The sequence below is a fragment of the Nitrobacter winogradskyi Nb-255 genome (genome assembly GCF_000012725.1).
Taxonomy (GTDB): Bacteria; Pseudomonadota; Alphaproteobacteria; order Rhizobiales; family Xanthobacteraceae; genus Nitrobacter; species Nitrobacter winogradskyi.
The window spans coordinates 2226238-2243519 of record NC_007406.1 but is presented as its reverse complement, the minus strand read 5'-3'; the positions used below and the strand labels follow the sequence as shown (position 1 = coordinate 2243519).

General features: G+C 63.9%; 18 protein-coding genes. 15 read left to right on the top strand and 3 right to left on the bottom strand.

The window, feature by feature from the left end; genetic code table 11:
• The first annotated feature begins 831 nt into the window (after positions 1-831).
• The 6 genes from NWI_RS10700 to NWI_RS17005 all read left to right on the top strand — a co-directional run bounded on the left by NWI_RS10700 (position 832) and on the right by NWI_RS17005 (position 7555).
• The gene (locus tag NWI_RS10700; RefSeq protein WP_244374898.1) at positions 832-1587 is read left to right on the top strand and encodes an energy transducer TonB; all 756 of its coding nucleotides are present in this window, start codon (positions 832-834) and stop codon (positions 1585-1587) included.
• A gap of 80 nt (positions 1588-1667) precedes the next feature.
• Positions 1668-2162, top strand: a complete 495-nt coding sequence (locus tag NWI_RS10695) for a DUF3016 domain-containing protein (protein WP_041345011.1) — start codon at positions 1668-1670, stop codon at positions 2160-2162.
• A gap of 254 nt (positions 2163-2416) precedes the next feature.
• Complete coding sequence (locus tag NWI_RS10690) at positions 2417-2947, top strand: RNA polymerase sigma factor (RefSeq protein WP_011315290.1); 531 nt, start codon at positions 2417-2419, stop codon at positions 2945-2947.
• Positions 2948-3011: 64 nt separating this feature from the next.
• Positions 3012-4001, top strand: coding sequence for a FecR family protein (locus tag NWI_RS10685; protein ID WP_011315289.1), 990 nt, complete (start codon positions 3012-3014; stop codon positions 3999-4001).
• Between the two features lie 399 nt (positions 4002-4400).
• Positions 4401-6902: a TonB-dependent siderophore receptor gene (locus tag NWI_RS10680; RefSeq protein ID WP_011315288.1), complete on the top strand. Its 2502-nt coding sequence runs from the start codon at positions 4401-4403 to the stop codon at positions 6900-6902.
• 215 nt (positions 6903-7117) lie between these two features.
• Complete coding sequence (locus NWI_RS17005; RefSeq protein ID WP_187147965.1) at positions 7118-7555, top strand: RNA polymerase sigma factor; 438 nt, start codon at positions 7118-7120, stop codon at positions 7553-7555.
• Here the strand turns inward: NWI_RS17005 and NWI_RS10670 are convergent.
• Positions 7500-8851, bottom strand: a protein-coding gene (locus tag NWI_RS10670; protein ID WP_148203808.1) for an IS3 family transposase whose coding sequence is annotated in 2 segments (ribosomal slippage) — positions 7500-8515 and positions 8515-8851 — 1353 coding nt in all. Because the reading frame shifts where the segments join, the coding sequence is not laid out codon by codon here. The genes NWI_RS17005 and NWI_RS10670 overlap by 56 nt on opposite strands.
• Before the next feature lie 100 nt (positions 8852-8951).
• Here NWI_RS10670 and NWI_RS10660 point away from each other — a divergent pair.
• From NWI_RS10660 to NWI_RS10625, 8 genes are all read left to right on the top strand, one after another.
• Complete coding sequence (locus NWI_RS10660) at positions 8952-9179, top strand: PepSY domain-containing protein (protein WP_041345007.1); 228 nt, start codon at positions 8952-8954, stop codon at positions 9177-9179.
• Positions 9176-9706 (top strand): hypothetical protein, encoded by a 531-nt coding sequence (locus tag NWI_RS10655; RefSeq protein ID WP_011315286.1) that lies wholly within the window; start codon positions 9176-9178, stop codon positions 9704-9706. The genes NWI_RS10660 and NWI_RS10655 overlap by 4 nt, the downstream gene beginning before the upstream one ends.
• Positions 9706-10029, top strand: a complete 324-nt coding sequence (locus NWI_RS10650; RefSeq protein ID WP_049750578.1) for a hypothetical protein — start codon at positions 9706-9708, stop codon at positions 10027-10029. Before NWI_RS10655 ends, NWI_RS10650 begins: the two co-directional genes overlap by 1 nt.
• Positions 10004-11278, top strand: a complete 1275-nt coding sequence (locus tag NWI_RS10645; RefSeq protein ID WP_244374897.1) for an efflux RND transporter periplasmic adaptor subunit — start codon at positions 10004-10006, stop codon at positions 11276-11278. The genes NWI_RS10650 and NWI_RS10645 overlap by 26 nt, the downstream gene beginning before the upstream one ends.
• Positions 11275-13212 (top strand): ABC transporter permease, encoded by a 1938-nt coding sequence (locus tag NWI_RS10640; RefSeq protein WP_011315283.1) that lies wholly within the window; start codon positions 11275-11277, stop codon positions 13210-13212. Before NWI_RS10645 ends, NWI_RS10640 begins: the two co-directional genes overlap by 4 nt.
• 141 nt (positions 13213-13353) lie before the next feature.
• Positions 13354-14547, top strand: a complete 1194-nt coding sequence (gene exbB, locus NWI_RS18260) for a tonB-system energizer ExbB (protein ID WP_049750634.1) — start codon at positions 13354-13356, stop codon at positions 14545-14547.
• A gap of 6 nt (positions 14548-14553) precedes the next feature.
• Positions 14554-15024, top strand: coding sequence for a TonB system transport protein ExbD (exbD, locus tag NWI_RS10630; protein ID WP_011315281.1), 471 nt, complete (start codon positions 14554-14556; stop codon positions 15022-15024).
• A complete protein-coding gene (locus tag NWI_RS10625; RefSeq protein WP_011314027.1) occupies positions 15021-15824 on the top strand; it encodes an energy transducer TonB family protein in 804 nt (267 codons plus the stop codon). The genes exbD and NWI_RS10625 overlap by 4 nt, the downstream gene beginning before the upstream one ends.
• A 9-nt stretch (positions 15825-15833) precedes the next feature.
• Here the strand turns inward: NWI_RS10625 and NWI_RS18475 are convergent, their stop codons facing one another.
• Positions 15834-15959, bottom strand: a complete 126-nt coding sequence (locus NWI_RS18475; protein WP_283805201.1) for a hypothetical protein — start codon at positions 15957-15959, stop codon at positions 15834-15836.
• A gap of 15 nt (positions 15960-15974) precedes the next feature.
• On the opposite strand from NWI_RS18475, the gene NWI_RS10620 reads away from it, so the two are divergent.
• Positions 15975-16445 (top strand): hypothetical protein, encoded by a 471-nt coding sequence (locus tag NWI_RS10620; RefSeq protein WP_011315280.1) that lies wholly within the window; start codon positions 15975-15977, stop codon positions 16443-16445.
• Positions 16446-16542: 97 nt separating this feature from the next.
• Here the strand turns inward: NWI_RS10620 and NWI_RS10615 are convergent, their stop codons facing one another.
• Positions 16543-17106 (bottom strand): nitroreductase family protein, encoded by a 564-nt coding sequence (locus NWI_RS10615; RefSeq protein ID WP_011315279.1) that lies wholly within the window; start codon positions 17104-17106, stop codon positions 16543-16545.
• Positions 17107-17282 lie beyond the last annotated feature (176 nt).

The window sequence follows — 17282 nt, the reverse complement described above, 5'->3', positions numbered from 1 at the left end:
GAAACGGTCAGTTGGAAATCCGGTTCTTGCTGTTCGTGCAGATTCCGGCGGAGCCGGAATAAGGCGTCACCCTGCATCGGCCCGGCGATCACATCAGATCGATGCAGGCCAGATTGATCGCGCCGGAGGATGAGATGAGCCGGCCCATGAAATGGTTTCGGCGCAAGACTTGCGGTCACGGCTGAATGGCTGAAGTAGATGCTCGCGGCGCTGATGATTTGAACCCGATCCATTCCAGAAAAGACCCGCCGGATCGCGCCGGTTTTGTCGTTATCTACGTCGCTACGCGTAAGCAGACGCATCGCCGCGCGGATACCCTTACTGATTGTAGCAGGTATTGATCGCAGCCTGGCGACCGGCTTGGCGGTTCTGCGAGAGCATCCGGTTGACTCAGAAGCGATGCTCCAGGCTGTTGTTTTGAAACGTTTTCTTTCGGCGATGGGTATCGGCTTCGCTTGAAAACGTAATGGGCCTGCCCAAGCGTCTGGGACATACGTTGCATCGCTCCGTCCGCGTCGCGGGACGAATCCCTCATTACTTTCGAAGTATTCAAGTTTTGTGGCTCTCGCAGCGCCTTGAAGGCGGAACCTACCCGGCGTGGCGCGTATGCGCGACATCGCTTTATTCGCGGGCCTGAGAGCAGGAATGCACGCCTCTCATGCGGGATAGTGTCCGCGCGGCTGACGGTAGTTTCTTTGATGCGCCCATCATCATGGTCGTTTCACAACGTGTTTTGATCATGCTGAACCGCGCCCATGCAAATCATCACTTTAAATCCCAAGCCGCGGACGGCGCGTAATGGGAGCTCCCGTTGCGATGCAGGGCGGTTGGATGCTTCGCTTTATTGCGCGGAGAATCCCGACCTGTATCGCACTCGCGGCGCATACCGCCGTCGTGTTCACGCTGGTTTACGATCCGGCGATCAAGCTGGTCATTGACGAACAGCCCGGTCCGACGTTTGTCGAGATCGTCACTGTCCCTCCCCACGGCTCAACCGCCGCCAAGCAGGATGAAGCTGCCGAACCGGCATCAACGGCGCCGGCCGAGTTACCCCTGCCGGCGCTCGCGGAGGAATCTCCGCCGGAGATTTCCGATCGGGGAGAAGAGACAGAAAAGCCGGTTACATTGCCGGTGCCGAACCCGAAGCGGGCGGCCGTTCCCAAGAGGAGCGCGCCTCGCGTTCGGCTGGCCGCGAGATCCGCGCCGCCTCGCACCAGCGAGCAGCTTACCGACGCGGCCGGCACGCCCGAACAGCTGGAGGGTGGAGCAACAGGAACGACCGATATCAGTCAGGTGCCTGTCGATGTTCTGTCCGCCTGGAAAGCGAGACTGCTTTCCCACCTGGAGCGCTACAAACGCTATCCGAGCGCGGCCCGCAAGAAGGGCACCGAAGGTACGGCCTATCTGAGCTTCGGCATGGATAGCGAGGGCCGGGTACTCGGATATCATCTGGCGCGATCTTCAGGTTCTTCCGAACTCGATGAGGAAGTTCTGGCGATGATCGTGCGCGCATCGCCGTTGCCTCCCGCGCCACCGGAAATGAACACGCAGGTGAAGCTCATTGTTCCCATCCGGTTCAGGATGTGAATTCGCTTTGGCGATGGCGCGGTCTGGAAGCTTCCGAATTCGTGCTTATGTCCGATCGACACGAGCGGATAAGGTGAATCATGCGCTGGATGTTCGGCATCGCTACGGTTCTCGCAGCCATCGTTCTTTCGTCGGCATCTGGCAACGCCGGAGTGAACGTGCGTTTCCTCGGCGCGGGCCGCTATACGGACGCCGGCTCGTTCGATACCTCGCGCGCGTCGGTCGAAGCGGCCTTGCGTTCTCATCTGGATCGTCTCGGCAGGCGATATCTCGCGCCGGGACAAACCCTCAACATCGATATCGTCGACGTGGATCTGGCCGGCTATCTCCAGCCATGGCGTTATGGCGCCAGCAATTTGCGTGTCGTCACCGGCGCCACGCCGCCGAGAATTGAGCTGCGTTACGTGTTGACGGAGAGAGGCCGGCGGACGCGGCGCGGCGAAGAGAGGCTCACCGACATCAACTTCGAGATGAATCCGTCGGCGCGGCTTTCGAGTGACCGGTTCGTCTACGAGAAGGCGCTGCTGGACGACTGGTTCCGGCGCACCTTCTCCAGGGGCCGCCAAGATTTCTGAGGCGCTGTGCGTCTCGGTTCGAGAGGGCCGGCGCATACGCGTTTTACGATCATGGCGGCCTGCGGCGGACGCGCCGGCATGGCAGAAGGGAGCCATCGATCGGTATCTGCCGGCCCCTCGCGCGGACGCATTAGACGCTATCTAAACTATCGGGCGTTGCGGCTGTTTTGCGGTTCTTCTATCAGGACCTTGGGCGACCGCTTCTTTCGCGAGAGTTGAGGGTCGCCAGCACGTCCGGGATCACGCATCGAAGCATGGACACAGCGGCCACGACGCAGAGCGATGACGACCTGATGTCGGCTTATCTCCGGCACTGGAAGGCTCTGTGCGCGCATTTGAGGAAACGCACCGGCTCGCAGGAACTGGCCGAGGATGCGCTTCAGGAAACCTGGCTGCGGCTGGCGGGGATGAAGGGTGATGCCGCCGCGATCCAGGATCATCACGCCTTTATTCTGCGGGTCGCCGGCAATATCGCGATCGATCTTGTCCGCAGGGAGCGGCGTCATGCGGTTCATTGCGTCAGCGACGAGACCCTGCTCGCGGCGGTGGCCGATAACATGCCGTCTCCGGAGGTCTGCGTCATCGACCGTGACCAGCTTCGCCTGCTGGCTCTGGCGCTCGCCCGATTGCCGGCGAAGCCGCGGGCGGCGCTGCTGCTGAGCCGCTGCGACGGCCTGTCCCATCGGGAGATCGGCGCCCGGCTGAAGGTCTCCGAGAGCATGGTCGCGAAATATCTCGGGCAGGCGCTGCGCCATTGCCGCGATCATTACCGCCATCAGCCCTGAAATTTGCGCCGACCGGTCTATGATCGGCTCGCTCGTTTCGTCATAGAAAGAGGAGGCCGGTGCGTTGACGCGGCCTGCGGTGGAGTGGCTGGTTGCGATGACGCCGAAAGACAGGCAGCAGCATGAATCCGACATCGCGCTGAGCGACGCGGCGATCGACTGGCTCGTCAGGCTCAAGTCCGGGCAGGCGACGAACGACGATCATGCCGCCTTCGCGGCATGGCGCGGGCAGAGCATGGAGCATGAACTGGCCGCGCGCGAGGCCGAAGCCGTCTGGCATGGCGTCGGCGTCGCGGGCGACCGCGCCCGGACCCTGGAGCGAAAGGAACGCCGCGCCAAGGTGACGCGACGCGCCGTGCTGGGCGGGGGAACGCTGGCGGTAGCCGGCTTCGTCTTGGCGGGATCCGGCGTCATCGGGCCGCGAGCGTTTGCCGACCACGTCACCGGGGTCGGAGAACAACGCACCGTCGGTCTCGCGGACGGCTCATCCGTATTCCTCAACGCCAGTTCGGGGTTTTCCGTCAAGTTCAGCGCTCACGAGCGCCGGTTGTCGCTGCTCGAAGGCCAGGCCACCTTCACGGTCGCGCACGATACGGCGCGGCCCTTTATTGTCGAGGCGGGAGACGGGCAGACCCGTGCTGTCGGGACGGTTTTCGACATCGATATCCGCGCCGGCGAGGTGGTGGTGACGGTCGTGGAGGGCGTCGTCGCGATCACGACCGATCAGTCGCCCGATCCGGTTGTCGCGCGGGTGGACCAGCGCGTCCGCTATCTCCCGCGCGGCAGGCCCTCGGGGCCGGAATCCGCCGACGCCTATATTGAAACGGCGTGGCGCCGCGGCAAGCTGATCTTCAATCGCCGCCCGCTGGCCGATGTGGTGGCCGACATCGAGCGCTACCGCCGCGGACGGATCGTCCTGATGGGAGACGGGCTGCGGTCGCTGGAGGTGACCGGCGTGTTCGATCTCAACGATCCGGAGGCGATCCTGCACACGATCGAGGACACGCTGCCGGTGCAGATGACGCGTCTGCCGTTCGTCACCATCGTTCGGTAGAGCATTTTCCTGCGAAGTGGATACCGGTTCGCCGCAAGAAAATGCGACCAGACAATAGTTTTCAGAGCATGGTCCGATTCAGCTTGATCGGATCATGCTCTGGAGATTGGCCGATCTGATAGATCGTCCGCGCTCCACTCTCTCCGCCGTCGTGCCCGTGCCTGTCACGGGCATCCACGTCTTAAGGGCGGTTCAACGAGACAAAGACGTGGATGGCCGGGATAAACCCGGCCATGACGGATCGTCGGAATGTTTCCGTTCAAGTCTCTCGTCCGGTTTTTTTCATCGAATCCGCTGCAAGGTTTCGCCGGCCGTTTCGTCCTTGTTTCCGAGGGACGGCGCAGACGCGGTATTGCCCGAGACCCTCACGTCAGGATTGGGGCAGGTGGGCATTACGTTATGAGACGGACAGAACAAGGCGGGCGTGGCACAGGTACGGTATCGGCACTCAGGAACGTTCTGTTGGGATCGGCGGCGGCGCTGGCGCTCCTGACCAACGCGGCAGTCCTCGGATCCGCGAATGCGCAGGCGATTCCGTCGCAGCAAGGCGCGTCGCAGGCGATCGCCTTCAATATCCCCGCGCAGGACCTCGGCGGGGCGCTCAACACATTCGCCGACCGGGCCGGACTGCGATTGCTGTTTCCCTCGAATCTCGTGGCGGGACGGCGCAGCGCCGGACTGGCGGGGACGCTGACGCGCAATCAGGCGCTCACCCGCCTGCTGGCCGGATCGGGCCTGACCTACCGCTTCACCAGCGCGAACACCGTCACCATCGCCGATCCCGCCCCCACGCCTGTTGGGGCCGCGCCGGCCGGCGCGATTGCGCTCGATACGATCGATGTGGATGGGGTGCCGTCGAGCGATCCCGGCAGGACCGAAGGCACCGGCTCCTACACGCCGAGCGTGACCGCGACCGCGACGCGGTTTCAACTTACTCCGCGCGAAACGCCGCAGTCGATCAGTGTCATCACGCAGCAGCAGATGAACGACTTCAGCTTGAGGTCGATCAATGATGTCGTCAATCAAACGCCCGGCCTTAGCACTGAGCAGGCCGGGAGCGGGATAACCAATTACTATGCCCGCGGCTTCAACGTTCAAAGCATGCAGTTTGACGGGATGCAGACCTATCTCAACGGTGCTTACCCAGGTACTGACACATCCAGGGACATGGCGATGTACGATCGGGTCGAAGTTCTCAAGGGCACGTCAGGCCTTACGACCGGCGCCGGTAATCCCGGCGCCACTATCAACCTCATCCGCAAGAAACCCACCCGCGCGTTTCAGGGCTACACCACGCTGCGCGCCGGCTCATGGGACGATTACCGCGGAGAACTCGATCTCAGCGGTGCGTTGAACGAGAGCGGGACGGTGCGCGGACGCTTCGTGACCGCCCATCAGGACAGCCGATCCTATCTCTCTCATAGAGAGCATAAGAGTTCTCTGTTTTATGGGATCATCGAGGCTGACCTGACGCCGGACACGCTTTTGACCGTCGGCGCGGATTATCAGCGCTACGTTCCGAGAGGCTATACGGCTGGAATGATTCCGCTGTTCAACAGCCTCGGCGAGTTCAATACGGTGCCGCGTTCTTTCAATCCCGGCGCGCGCTGGGGCACCTGGGAACAGAACGCCAGTAACGTATTCACGATGCTGGAACATCGCTTCGACAATGAATGGCGGATCAAGCTGCATCTTCTTCGGCAGGTCAGCGGTTACGACATGGCTGTTGCCTCCGCCTCAGGTGGCAATCCAAATCCGCTGGATGGCAGCGGTGTCAGTCTCTGGCGATACAACTACACTGGAAAAACCCGGAACGACACCGCGGAGCTTTTTGCTGCGGGACCGCTCTGGCTGTTCGACCGCAAGCACGAACTCGTTGTCGGCGGCCGCATTTCGCGGCGGGACTGGAGAAACAATAACTTCGACGTGGACCCGACGGGACCGGGGACCAGCAACATCGTTTCTGACTTCTACAACTGGACCGGGAATATCCCGCAGCCGAGATTGTTGCCGGACCCGACCTATTCCAACAGAGAGGTCCACAACGAAAGCGGAGTCTACGCGGCCACGCGGCTCAACGTGCATGACAGGCTGAAGGTGCTGTTGGGCGCGCGCATCGCTGATTATGAAGCGAACCTCTTCAACTGGGGGAACCGCGATCGCCTTAAAAAATCGGGTCAGGTGATCCCGTATTACGGCGCGGTTCTTGACCTCACCGATGCTCTGTCCGCCTATGCGAGCTATACCGGCATTTTCATGCCTCAAACGGCGCAGAATGAACAGGGTGCCACGCTCCCGCCGCTTGAAGGCATCAATACGGAATTCGGCCTCAAGGCCGCCTTCTTCGATGGGCGCCTCAATGCCAGCGCCGCTTATTTCCAGCTCAAGCAGGACAACTACGCTGTCCCGAGCGGCGGCCTGACTCCGACCGGCACGCCAGCTTATCGTCCGGCGGACGGCGTCATGACCGAAGGGTTCGAGCTGGAAATCTCGGGCCAGCTCTCGCCGCAGTGGCAGATCCAGACCGGGTTTACTCACAACGTCTCGCAGCTCGACAATGTGAGGGTTGTAACCCTCATTCCGGCGAACCAGTTTACGTTCTACAGCACTTACAAACTCGATGGCGCGCTCGACGGCCTGACGTTGGGCGGCGGCGCGCGCTGGATGGATAAGACTTGGGAGAATGTGCGCAACCCGGTCCATGGCACGGTGCTGCATACCGCGCCGAGCTACTGGGTGGTGGATGCGATGGCGAGCTACAAGTTCAACGACAATCTGTTGGGCACGCTCAACATCAGGAACCTGCTCGATAACAAATATTATACCTTCTACAATTGGTACAATGGCTATGCTTGGGGCGCGCCGCGCAGCGTGCTTCTCACCATGACCTACAAGTTCTGAAGGCGCTCAGTTCAAACCCACTTAGAAGCTCTCCAATCTATTGGGTTTGCGGATAAACTGACGGCGCGATAGACAACCTGTGCGCCAGCCCGGTGTTGGAAGGATGATACCGGGCGCTGGCGTCAGCGTTCGGCATCACCGTCTCGGCATCACCATCAATGACCAAAAGGCCTTCACTCTCAAGACCCTCATTCTCGCGGTTGCTGAACGTCCTGATGACGGATCGTGCAGGCGTCGAGAATGCGGTTCGCGGCCGGACCGGAGAGGTCGCCTCAGCCGATATCGTGCAGGAGACCTGGCTGAAGCTCGCCAATCATCCGTCGGACAGCGCGATCGAGAATCCTTCCGCCTTCGTCCGCCGCGTGGCTAAAAACTCGGCGACCGACTATCTGCGGAAGGAACGGCGGCGCAGCGCGCTCAACACGGAAGTCCACGATCTCCTGTACGATACCGAGGACGAGCTTTCGCCCGAACGGCTCGTCATCGGCCGCCAGGCGGCGGAGTGCGCGACGCCATCAATTCACTGTCCGTCGTCAGATGAATTGAGACTGTTCCGGGGTCACGGGAACGGAGGTTCTGGCTCATCTGGGTTTGAGGTTAGGCGGCCTGCAGGTGATGCTGCAAGCGTCTTTGGTGGATGGTCTGGCGTTTGATCCTTTCGCGTTCGGTGAGGATGGTCTGCCCGCGGCCGAAGTAGACGTCAGCGGGCGTGAGATTATCGATGCTCTCGTGATAGCGGCCGTGATTGTAGTGCTCGACGAAGGCCGCGACCTGCCGTTCAAGGTCGCCGGGCAGATAGTAGTTTTCCAGCAGGATGCGGTTCTTCAGGGTCTGATGCCAGCGCTCGATCTTGCCCTGCGTCTGGGGATGATACGGCGCGCCGCGAACGTGTTTCATGCCCTTGCCGTCGAGCCAGGTAGCGAGTTCGGCCGAGATGTATGAGGCGCCGTTGTCGCTCAACAGCCTCGGCCGATGCGCGACCGCGATCTGGTCGAGCCCCGATGCCGCCAGAGCCAGATCGAGCGTGGCGGTGACGTCATCCGCCCGCATCGTGGCGCAGAGCTTCCAGGCGACGATGAAGCGGGAGAAGTCGTCGAGCACGGTCGAGAGATAATACCAGCCCCAACCCGTGATCTTCAGGTAGGTGAAGTCGGTTTGCCAGAGCTGGTTGGGCGCTGTCGTCTTGTCCTTGAACTCAGACGCCGCCTTGATGACGATATAGGCTGGGCTGGTGATGAGATCATGAGCCTTCAGCAGCCGATATACCGACGCCTCCGAGACAAAGTAGCGCTTCTCGTCGGTGAAGCGCACCGCCAGCTCGCGCGGGCTCAGCTCCGTTTCGCGCAGCGCCAGCTCGACGATCTCGGCCCGGATTGGGTCAGGAATCCGGTTCCAGACACGATCCGGCCGCGAGCGATGATCGGCCAGAGCCTCGATCCCACCGGTGAGATAGCGATCGTACCAGCGATAGAACGTGGCGCGCGGGATGCCGAGCTTGTCCAGGGTTCGCCGTGCCGGCAGATGCGAGGCCTCGACCAGGCGAATGATCTCGGCCTTTTCGGATGCAGGATACCTCATGTGTCGTCCTCCCCATCCGCGAGCATGCTTTTTTTCAGCAGGCGGTTTTCCAGGGTGAGATCGGCCACGGCCTCCTTCAGGGCCTGCGCCTCACGGCGCAGCTCTTTCACCTCGTCCGACGTCGCGGCGCGGGCCGTGTCACCAGCGAGACGGCGCTTGCCGGCGTCGAGGAACTCCTTCGACCAGCCGTAATACATCGACGAGGCGATCCCCTCGCGCCGACACAGCTCGGCGATGCTCTCCTCGCCGCGCACGCCTTCCAGCACGATGCGGATCTTCTCTTCAGCCGAGAACTGCCGGCGCGTTGCCCGGCGGATGTCCTTCACGACCTGCTCTGCCGGTGCTTTCTCCGGCCCGGATTTCTGTCTCATCTGCGCTCCAAATTGGCTGCGATGATCCAGAAATCCTCCCTTCCCGAAAACTCCTAAACTGTCTCAAGAGCCCTGACGGCGGACAGAGCACACCCGCCTGGTGTCGGACCGCTCCGCGCTCGAACTGGTCACCGGCTCGATGCGGCCTTTGCACACCGGCGACTTTGCCGGGATCTGGCTCAAGCTGCTCTATCTGGTGTTCGGGCTGCTGATGACCGCGCTGGTGTTCTCCGGAATGATGGTGTGGACCAAACGCACCGCGATCGAGACGGTGAAGATCGTGCGCGAACGCAGGCAGGCGCGGCTTGGACTGGAGGCTGCGGAATGACGGCGCTTGCATCCCCATCGCGCGGTATATCGCTGTGGCAGCGCTGGCGCTTTCACCTGAGCGCGTTGGTGCTGATCGTGCCAATTCTCGCTTTGCCGACCTTCTTCGACAACAACGCGTTTTTCAACGGCAAGAAGGGCCTCGGCCAGCGCGAGATCGGCGAGATCGCGGTCGGGCCGTGGAGCGTGCGGTTCGCGGAGTTCAAGCTGAGTGAGCCGGATGCGGAAGGCCGCGCCGGCCATGCCAAGGAGTTCGCGCTGGCGTTGTGTCCGGCCTGCGTCGATCAGGTCAAGGCCGCTTACCTGCGCGTGGGCAAGCCGCGCAACATCCGCACCGCGGGCGCGCTTTTCTCCGGCACGCCGTACCGGCAGACCGCCGAGATGCGCGTTCCCGAGCGAACCACCGCCGATGATGAACTGTGGCTGACGCTGGAGGGCTGGGACGGGACGCTGCATCAGGCGACGATCCCGATCCGCACCGCTTCGCCGGTGATGGCGGCCTGGCTCGAGAAGAGGGGGCGGCGATGATGGGGCTTCGAAAAGGCGGGTTGACCATCGCCGTCATCGGCGCGGTGTCGCTGTTTATCGGCGCGGCCTGGGCGCATCCGCCGTTCTGCATCTGCAAGATGGCCAATGCGACGACGGTAAGCTGCGAGGGCGGCTTTGCGGATGGCACCGGCGTTCCCGGCGTCAGGCTCGACGTGATCCGCTACGACGAGTCGATCGTGCTCGAGACGAAGTTCGGACCGGATTCGACCGTGAGCTTCAAGCGGCCGGACGGCGAGTTCTACATGCTGTTCGATGCCGGGCCCGGACAGTCGTTCGATGTCGATTACAAAGACATCCAGTGAGCGGATGCCGACCATGAACGCTCCGGTGCCTCCCGACGATGTCGACGGCCTGGCGCTGCCGCCGGCCTGGACCGCGCCGGCGCGTCGCGCGCGCGGCTCCCGGCGGCTTGTCCTGGGGTTGAGCGCCGCGGGACTGGCTGCGCTCGGCACTTTTGCCGTCATGGGATTCCGCGCGCCGTCACCGGACAGCCTTTATGAGACCGTCGCCGTCACGCGGCAGGACATCGAGAGCACGGTGGCCGCGACCGGCAAGATCCAGCCCTATGCGAGCGTCGATGTCGGCGCGCAGGTGACCGGCCAGTTGAAGCATCTGCGCGTCGCCGTCGGCGACAAGGTGACCGCGGGACGGGTCGTGGCGGAGATCGACGCCGAAGTGCAGTCGGCGAAAGTCGAGGGAATCGAGGCCGATCTGGCGAGGCTGAGGGCCGAACTGGCGGAGCAGGAAGCCGGGCTTGTGTTCGCGGAACGCAATGTCGAGCGGCACCAGACGCTGTCACAGACCAGCGCGGTGTCGAAACTCGCCTTTGAGACGACGACGCGCGACCGCGACATCCTGATCGCGCGCATCGACGCCTCCAAGGCCCGCATCCGCCAGATGCAGGCCGACCTGCGCGCGCAGAAAACAGCGCTGAGGTTCGCCCGCATCACCGCGCCGATGGGAGGCACCGTGGTCTCGGTGGACGCGAAGGAGGGGCAAACCCTCAACGCCAACTACGACACGCCGCTGATCCTGCAGATCGCCGATCTCGACACCATGACGGTATGGACCGATGTGTCGGAGGCCGATGTCGTCAAGCTGCGCGAGGGCATGCCGCTGTGGTTCACGACCTTGGGCCGGCCGGATCGCAAGTGGCATGCGACGCTGCGGCAGATCCAGCCGGCGCCCCGGCGTCCCGACAACAAGAAAGCCGAGACCAAGACCACGCCGCAATCCGGCAATGTCGTGCTCTACACGGCGCTGTTCGACGTTCCCAACGCGGACGGCAGCTTGCGGGCGGGAATGACCGCGCAGGTGTTCTTCGTGACCGCCGCGGCGCAGAACGCCCTGGTCGTTCCGGTTGCATCGCTCAATGACAAGGGAGAGGTGCGCGTTCTCCGTGAAGACGGGACCATCGCTGTCCGCAAGGTCGAGATCGGCACCCGAACCCGCTTTCTGGTCGGAATCACGAGCGGGGTGGCGGATGGCGAGCGCGTCATCACCGGCCTCAAGTCGGCCGGTCCGCCCGCGAAGCTGAGGGTGGAGTCATGACCCCTCCGCTCATCGAACTCGAGGGCATCCGCCGCTCCTATCGCAGCGGCGATGTCGTGACCCATGCGCTCCGCGGTGTCGGCTTGTCGATCCACGCGGGCGAGTTCGTGGCGATCATCGGCGCGTCCGGTTCCGGCAAGTCGACGCTGATGAACATCATCGGCCTGATGGATCGACCGAGCGACGGCGCGTATCGGTTTGGCGGCCGGGACGTCGCCACATTGAATCGCGACGAGCTTGCCGCGTTGCGCCGCGGCTGCTTCGGATTCATCTTCCAGAACTATCACCTGATTCCGACGGTGAGCGCGCTCGGTAACGTCGAGATGCCGGCGATCCATGCCGGCGCGCCGCGCGCTTACCGTCATCGCCGCGCGACCGCGCTGCTGACGCGCCTTGGCCTGGCCAACCGCATCACCAATCGTCCCTCGCAATTGTCGGGTGGTCAGCAGCAGCGTGTCTCGATCGCGCGCGCGCTGATGAACGGCGGCGCCGTGATCCTCGCCGATGAACCGACCGGCGCGCTGGACAGCAAAAGCGGCACGGAGGTGCTGGGGATCCTGAAGAAGCTCGCCGGCGACGGGCACACGGTCATCCTCATCACGCACGACTCGAAGGTAGCCGCCGCGGCCGAGCGCATCATCAGGATCGAGGACGGTCTGATCGTCTCCGATAGCGGTCCGGACCCTGAGAAGGTTTCATCGTCGATTGCCGTTGTCCCATGGCAGGCGAGCGACAGTTCGCCTCCGCTCTGGACCTGGCTGGAGGAAGCCGCGCGCTCGGCCTTCGCGGCGCTTGCGATCAATCCCGTCCGCACCGCGCTCACCCTGAGTGGCATCGTCATCGGCGTCGCCTCCGTCGTCGCCATGATGGCGATCGGGCGCGGCGCGCAGGCGTCGTACATCGAACGGGCTTCGGCGATCGGCACCAACTGGATCGTGGTCGACCGCGCCGGCGAATCGACGGGGAACAGCCTGCCGCTCACTCCCGCCGACGCCCAGGCGATCAAGGATATGGACAACGTGTCGGGGTCGATGCCCGCGATGTGGGACATGGCCACGATGCGTCGCGGTAATATCGACCTGAATACCGACGTGGTCGCCACCACGGCCGAGTTCCGGACGGTTCACAATTGGGACATGGCAAAGGGCACATTTTTTACGAAGCAGGATGAGGTCAGCGGCGGCCCCGTAGTGTTGCTCGGCGCGACCCTCGCGTCCAAGCTTTTCCCTGGGATCGCCGATCCTTCCGGCAGCAACATCCTCATCAACAATCTTCCCTTTCTTGTCACCGGCGTTCTTGAAAGCAAAGGCCTGTCCGAGAGAGGCACGGATCGGGACAAGCGCGCGGTGATGCCGCTGCGCACCGCGACAATGCGGCTGTTCGGCAAGGATGACCTGTCGGAGATCGTCGTTTCCATCGCCGACATGTCGCGTCTGCATGAGACCAAGGAAGCCATCAAGGCGCTGCTGATCCGGCGCCATGGCCGCGAAGACTTCTACATCTACGATTCAGCTTCGGCGTTCCAGAAGGCCGAGGACGAACGCCGCTCCAGCAATCTGCTGCTCAGCGCCATCGCCGCGATCTCGATGCTGGTCGGCGGTATCGGCATCATGAACATCATGCTCATCACCGTCTCCGAGCGCACGCGGGAGATCGGAGTCCGCACCGCGATAGGGGCCAGGACCGCCGACATCCTGGGCCAGTTCCTGACCGAGGCCGTCGTATTGGCGGCCATCGGCGGCGTGGTCGGACTGCTGCTCGGCGCGGTGATCGGCGTGGGCGCGGCGCTCCTGTTCGGGATGACGGTGATCTTCTCCGTCACCATGGCTCTGGGCGCGCTGATGGGAGCGGTGGTCATGGGCACGGTGTTCGGCTTCATGCCGGCGTATCGCGCCGCAAGGCTGAAGCCCATTGAGGCTCTCGCGAGGGGATAGCCATGGGCGAGAGAGCCATCAACGACGGACAAATAATCAACAGAGCGTCTCGTCCGGGAAGTGGACCGCATGCCGGCCGGTTCCGGACCTCCAGAGCACGCCAGCCGGTGGCGACGCTCGCAACGAAAGATCATACCCATGATGCGTAACATCCGGACAATCGCGGCGGGCGAACTCCCCGCAAGGATCGCTCGCGGCCTGCTTGCCGCCGCGTTCATACTCGCCATCCTGCCTGGTGACGCCGACGCACGGGACCGGCGACCGCACCCGCAGCCTGACGTTACGGCGTCACAGCCGGCCGCCACGCCGCCGGCGTCCGCTGCGGACGCCGCACCATCGACGCCTTCCGCGGCAGCGCCCGCGCCTTCCGGGAGCGCGCCGGCTGGGGATACGGCGGCGACACCGGTTGCGCCGGTCGCTTCGCCTGGACCAGACACGCCCGCGCCATCATCTGGCGAGACGCCTTCGCCCGCGTCTGCCGATGGTGCATCGGGGGAGGGGTCTGCTTCATCTGATGCGTCTGCGGGTGCATCGTCGGACGCGGCCGCGCCGTCGGATCAATCCGCACCTGCCGCTGCGCCGTCTGCGCCGGAGGGCTCGTCGTCGACGCTTCCGCAGGACCTGTCGCCGTGGGGCATGTTCATGCAGGCGGACATCGTCGTGAAAGCGGTAATGATCGGTTTGGCGTTCGCATCATTGGTAACGTGGACGGTCTGGCTGGCCAAGGGGATCGAGCTCGCGGCGTCGCGGCGGCGGGCGCAGAGCTGCGTGCGCAAGCTGGAGCGCGCCGACAGCCTCGATGCCGCGCGCTCCGAGATCGCCGAGGGCTGGACCTGTGAGGGCACAGTGGCGGATCTGATGGGGGCGGCGGAGCGCGAGCTGCAGCGCTCGGGCGATCTGTCGTCCGAGGGCATCAAGGAGCGGCTGGCGATCGCGCTGTCGCGCATCGAGGCCAAGGCGGGGCGCGACATCGCCCGCGGCACCGGCCTGCTGGCGACCATCGGGGCGACCGCGCCGTTCGTCGGCCTGTTCGGCACGGTGTGGGGCATCATGAACGCCTTCATCGGCATCTCGCAGACCAAGACCACCAACCTCGCGGTGGTGGCGCCGGGCATTGCCGAGGCGCTGCTTGCGACCGCGCTCGGGCTTGTCGCCGCGATCCCGGCGGTGATCATCTACAACGTGTTCGCTCGCGCGCTTTCGAGCTACCGGGCGCTGCTGTCGGACGCCTCCGGCGAGATCATTCAGCACATCTCGCGCGATCTGGAGCGGCAGGAGCGGGGGCTCGGCCCGTCCGTGGTGGCGCTGTCGCGCGGCCGCGCTGCGGCTGAGTGATGCGCCATGGGGGGATCGCTGAAGAACCCGCAGGATGGCGGCATCGACGAGCTGAGCGAGATCAACGTCACGCCGTTCATCGACGTGATGCTGGTGCTTTTGATCATCTTCATGGTGGCGGCGCCGCTGTCGACGGTGGATGTCGCGGTCGACCTGCCGGTGTCGAACGCGCAGCCGCAACCGCGTCCCGACAAGCCGGTGTTCCTGACGGTGAAGCAGGACCTGACGCTGGCGCTCGGCAATGACGACGTGCCGCGCAACACGCTGCAGGCGACGCTGGACCAGCAGACCGAGAATGACCGCGAGCAGCGGGTGTTCCTGCGCGCCGACGGGACGGTGGCCTATACCGAGCTGATGAAGGTGATGAACCTGCTGCGCGAGGCCGGCTATCTCAAGATCGCGCTGGTGGGGCTTGAGGATACCGGGCAGGCGGTGGCGGCGGGCGGAGCCGCGCCGGCGGCGGCGCCTGCGCCATGATGAAAATCGACTGGCGCGACCCGGACGGCCGGGCCGGCGATGATGTGAACCGGGCGGCGGCGCTGCGCTGGACCGCGGCCGGGCTTGCGGTGGTGGCGCTGCATGCCGGCGGCATCTGGATGGCGCTGCACTGGCCGGCGGCGGCGGAGGCGCCGGGCGATCCGCCGGCGGCGATCATGATGGAGCTGGCGCCGATGGCTGTCGCGCCCGAGGCGCCGCAGCAGGACGTCGCGCCGGGGCCGGAGATGGTGGAGGCCGAGGAGCAGGTCGATCCGGACAAGCCGATCGAGGAGAAGCCTGATCCCGAGCCGACGCCTCCGGAGGTGAAGGAGGCCGAGGTCAAGCTGCCGGAAACGCCGAAGGTGGAGAAGGCGGAGGTTGTGCTGCCGGCCAAGGTCGAGCCGCCGAAGCCGAAGCCGAAGAAGAAAAAGCAGAAGAAGGCGCCGCGCACCACCGCGCCGCAGAGTTCGCAGGCGCAGCGCGCCGATCGCGCGGCCGCGCCGGCCGAAGGCATGGCGTCGTCGATGTCGCCGGCGACCTGGCGCGCCGCGCTGATGGCGCATCTCAACCGCCACAAGCGCTTCCCGCCGGGCGCGGGCATGGGCGTGGCCTCGGTCGCGTTCACGATCGACCGCTCGGGCCGGGTGCTGTCGGCGCGCCTGGTGCGCTCGGCCGGCGATTCCTCGCTCGACGCCGAGGCGGTGTCGCTGCCGCGCCGCGCCAGCCCCGTCCCAGCCCCTCCCTCCAACGTCGGCGGCGGCTCCATCACACTCGCCGTCCCAATCAGGTTCAACAGATAATGTCAGCCTTCACACGAACGAACCCTCAGACGACGAGTTCGCTACCTCGCTCAACGGCGTCAGCGCCGTGCTGGCGCGGGTGGCGAGATTCGTGAAGTAGCGATAGTCGAAATCGAAAGCCGCTTTATCCGGCACACAAGGAGATCGCCCATGCTGACGCTGGTCAAGGATGTCGATGTTCCCGTTCAGCCGGCCGCGCCGCCGTCAAAGCCGCGGTCGCGCCAGGCGCCGCGGCAACGCGATTACAACCGCCGCCGCTTCCTCGGCTGGCTGCGCGACGAGGTGGCGGTGTTGCGTTCCGTCGGGCTCGGCGTTCGCGAGATCGCCGTGCGTCTCGATATCGAGGAATATGACGTCCTGGCGTTCTGTCCGAAACCAAAGGAGAGCGTTTTGCGTCGCAGCCTTCCGCGTCGCGCCGTCGAGGCGCTGCTTCATGGCCGCCACGCCTCGCTCGGAGGCCGGACAATCGCCAAGCGCAGCCGCCATCTCGTCGAGATCGCCTCGGCCTATAGCTGGGGGGAACTGTTGTCCGAACCCGGCGTCGGCACGGTGACGGCTTCGGAAATACGCTTGTGGCTCGAGGAGCGGGGAATGACGCTGAGAAAATCGGAAGGTGAGTAGCCGCGTTGATTTGATGCAAATCCGTCGTGCTCTATAGCGTTCTGGAGCGAAGCATAATCTCCAGAGCGTGGTCCGATTCACTTTATCGGATCATGCTTTAAAATCGCGAAACGATATCCGACAGGTTGGGGCGAGGCCGGTCCTTGCTGGGTTTGGTCGGCGTGCCGATATGGATAAAGCCCGCGAATCTTTCGTCCGGCTTCAAACCGAGGCCGTCGAGTATGTCGCGATCGTAGGCGAACCAGCCTGTCAGCCAGTTTGCGCCATAGCCGAGCGCGGTGACCGCCGTGACGATGTTCATGGCGCTTGCGCCCGCCGACAGAACCTGTTCCCACGACGGCACTTTCGGGTGCGGCTTGATGCAACTCACCACGCCGATCACCAGCGGCGCCTCCATGAGTTGGCGCTTTTCGATTTCGATCTCTTCCTGTGGAGCCGATGGATTCTTGCGCGCGTAGACACTGGCGATGACGTCGCCGGCGCGGACGCGTCCGTCGCCTTCGAACACGATGAACCGCCACGGCGCGATCTTGCCGTGATCGGGAACGCGCGCGCCGATGGTGAGAATGGTCTCGATCTCTTCAGGCGAGGGAGCTGGCTGGCTCATTTCGCGCGGCTTGACCGAGCGGCGGGTACGTAGAAAGTCGATGATCTCGGACATGGCTGCTTTCGTTGAACTTGCCGCCGTCTGCTCGGTTCGTATGAGAGGCGGCGCGATTGCGATTGCTTGCGAACTGCCAGAGTCAGGTTCAACTGTGTTGAATCAGACTCCTGCCTGAACTTGTTTGATCGAGGATGTCTTATCCAAAAACGGTTTCCACTTTGCGCTGGCGCGGT

Bases quoted from the DNA above. Each gene is read 5' to 3' on its own strand.
- NWI_RS10680 (WP_011315288.1), top strand. From the start codon at position 4,401: ATGAGACGGACAGAACAAGGCGGGCGTGGCACAGGTACGGTATCGGCA.
- exbB (WP_049750634.1), top strand. From the start codon at position 13,354: ATGCGTAACATCCGGACAATCGCGGCGGGCGAACTCCCCGCAAGGATC.
- NWI_RS10620 (WP_011315280.1), top strand. From the start codon at position 15,975: ATGCTGACGCTGGTCAAGGATGTCGATGTTCCCGTTCAGCCGGCCGCG.
- NWI_RS10695 (WP_041345011.1), top strand. From the start codon at position 1,668: ATGCGCTGGATGTTCGGCATCGCTACGGTTCTCGCAGCCATCGTTCTT.
- exbD (WP_011315281.1), top strand. From the start codon at position 14,554: ATGGGGGGATCGCTGAAGAACCCGCAGGATGGCGGCATCGACGAGCTG.
- NWI_RS10645 (WP_244374897.1), top strand. From the start codon at position 10,004: ATGTCGATTACAAAGACATCCAGTGAGCGGATGCCGACCATGAACGCT.
- NWI_RS10640 (WP_011315283.1), top strand. From the start codon at position 11,275: ATGACCCCTCCGCTCATCGAACTCGAGGGCATCCGCCGCTCCTATCGC.
- NWI_RS10700 (WP_244374898.1), top strand. From the start codon at position 832: ATGCTTCGCTTTATTGCGCGGAGAATCCCGACCTGTATCGCACTCGCG.
- NWI_RS17005 (WP_187147965.1), top strand. From the start codon at position 7,118: ATGACGGATCGTGCAGGCGTCGAGAATGCGGTTCGCGGCCGGACCGGA.
- NWI_RS10650 (WP_049750578.1), top strand. From the start codon at position 9,706: ATGGGGCTTCGAAAAGGCGGGTTGACCATCGCCGTCATCGGCGCGGTG.
- NWI_RS10655 (WP_011315286.1), top strand. From the start codon at position 9,176: ATGACGGCGCTTGCATCCCCATCGCGCGGTATATCGCTGTGGCAGCGC.
- NWI_RS10690 (WP_011315290.1), top strand. From the start codon at position 2,417: ATGGACACAGCGGCCACGACGCAGAGCGATGACGACCTGATGTCGGCT.
- NWI_RS10625 (WP_011314027.1), top strand. From the start codon at position 15,021: ATGATGAAAATCGACTGGCGCGACCCGGACGGCCGGGCCGGCGATGAT.
- NWI_RS10615 (WP_011315279.1), bottom strand. From the start codon at position 17,106: ATGTCCGAGATCATCGACTTTCTACGTACCCGCCGCTCGGTCAAGCCG.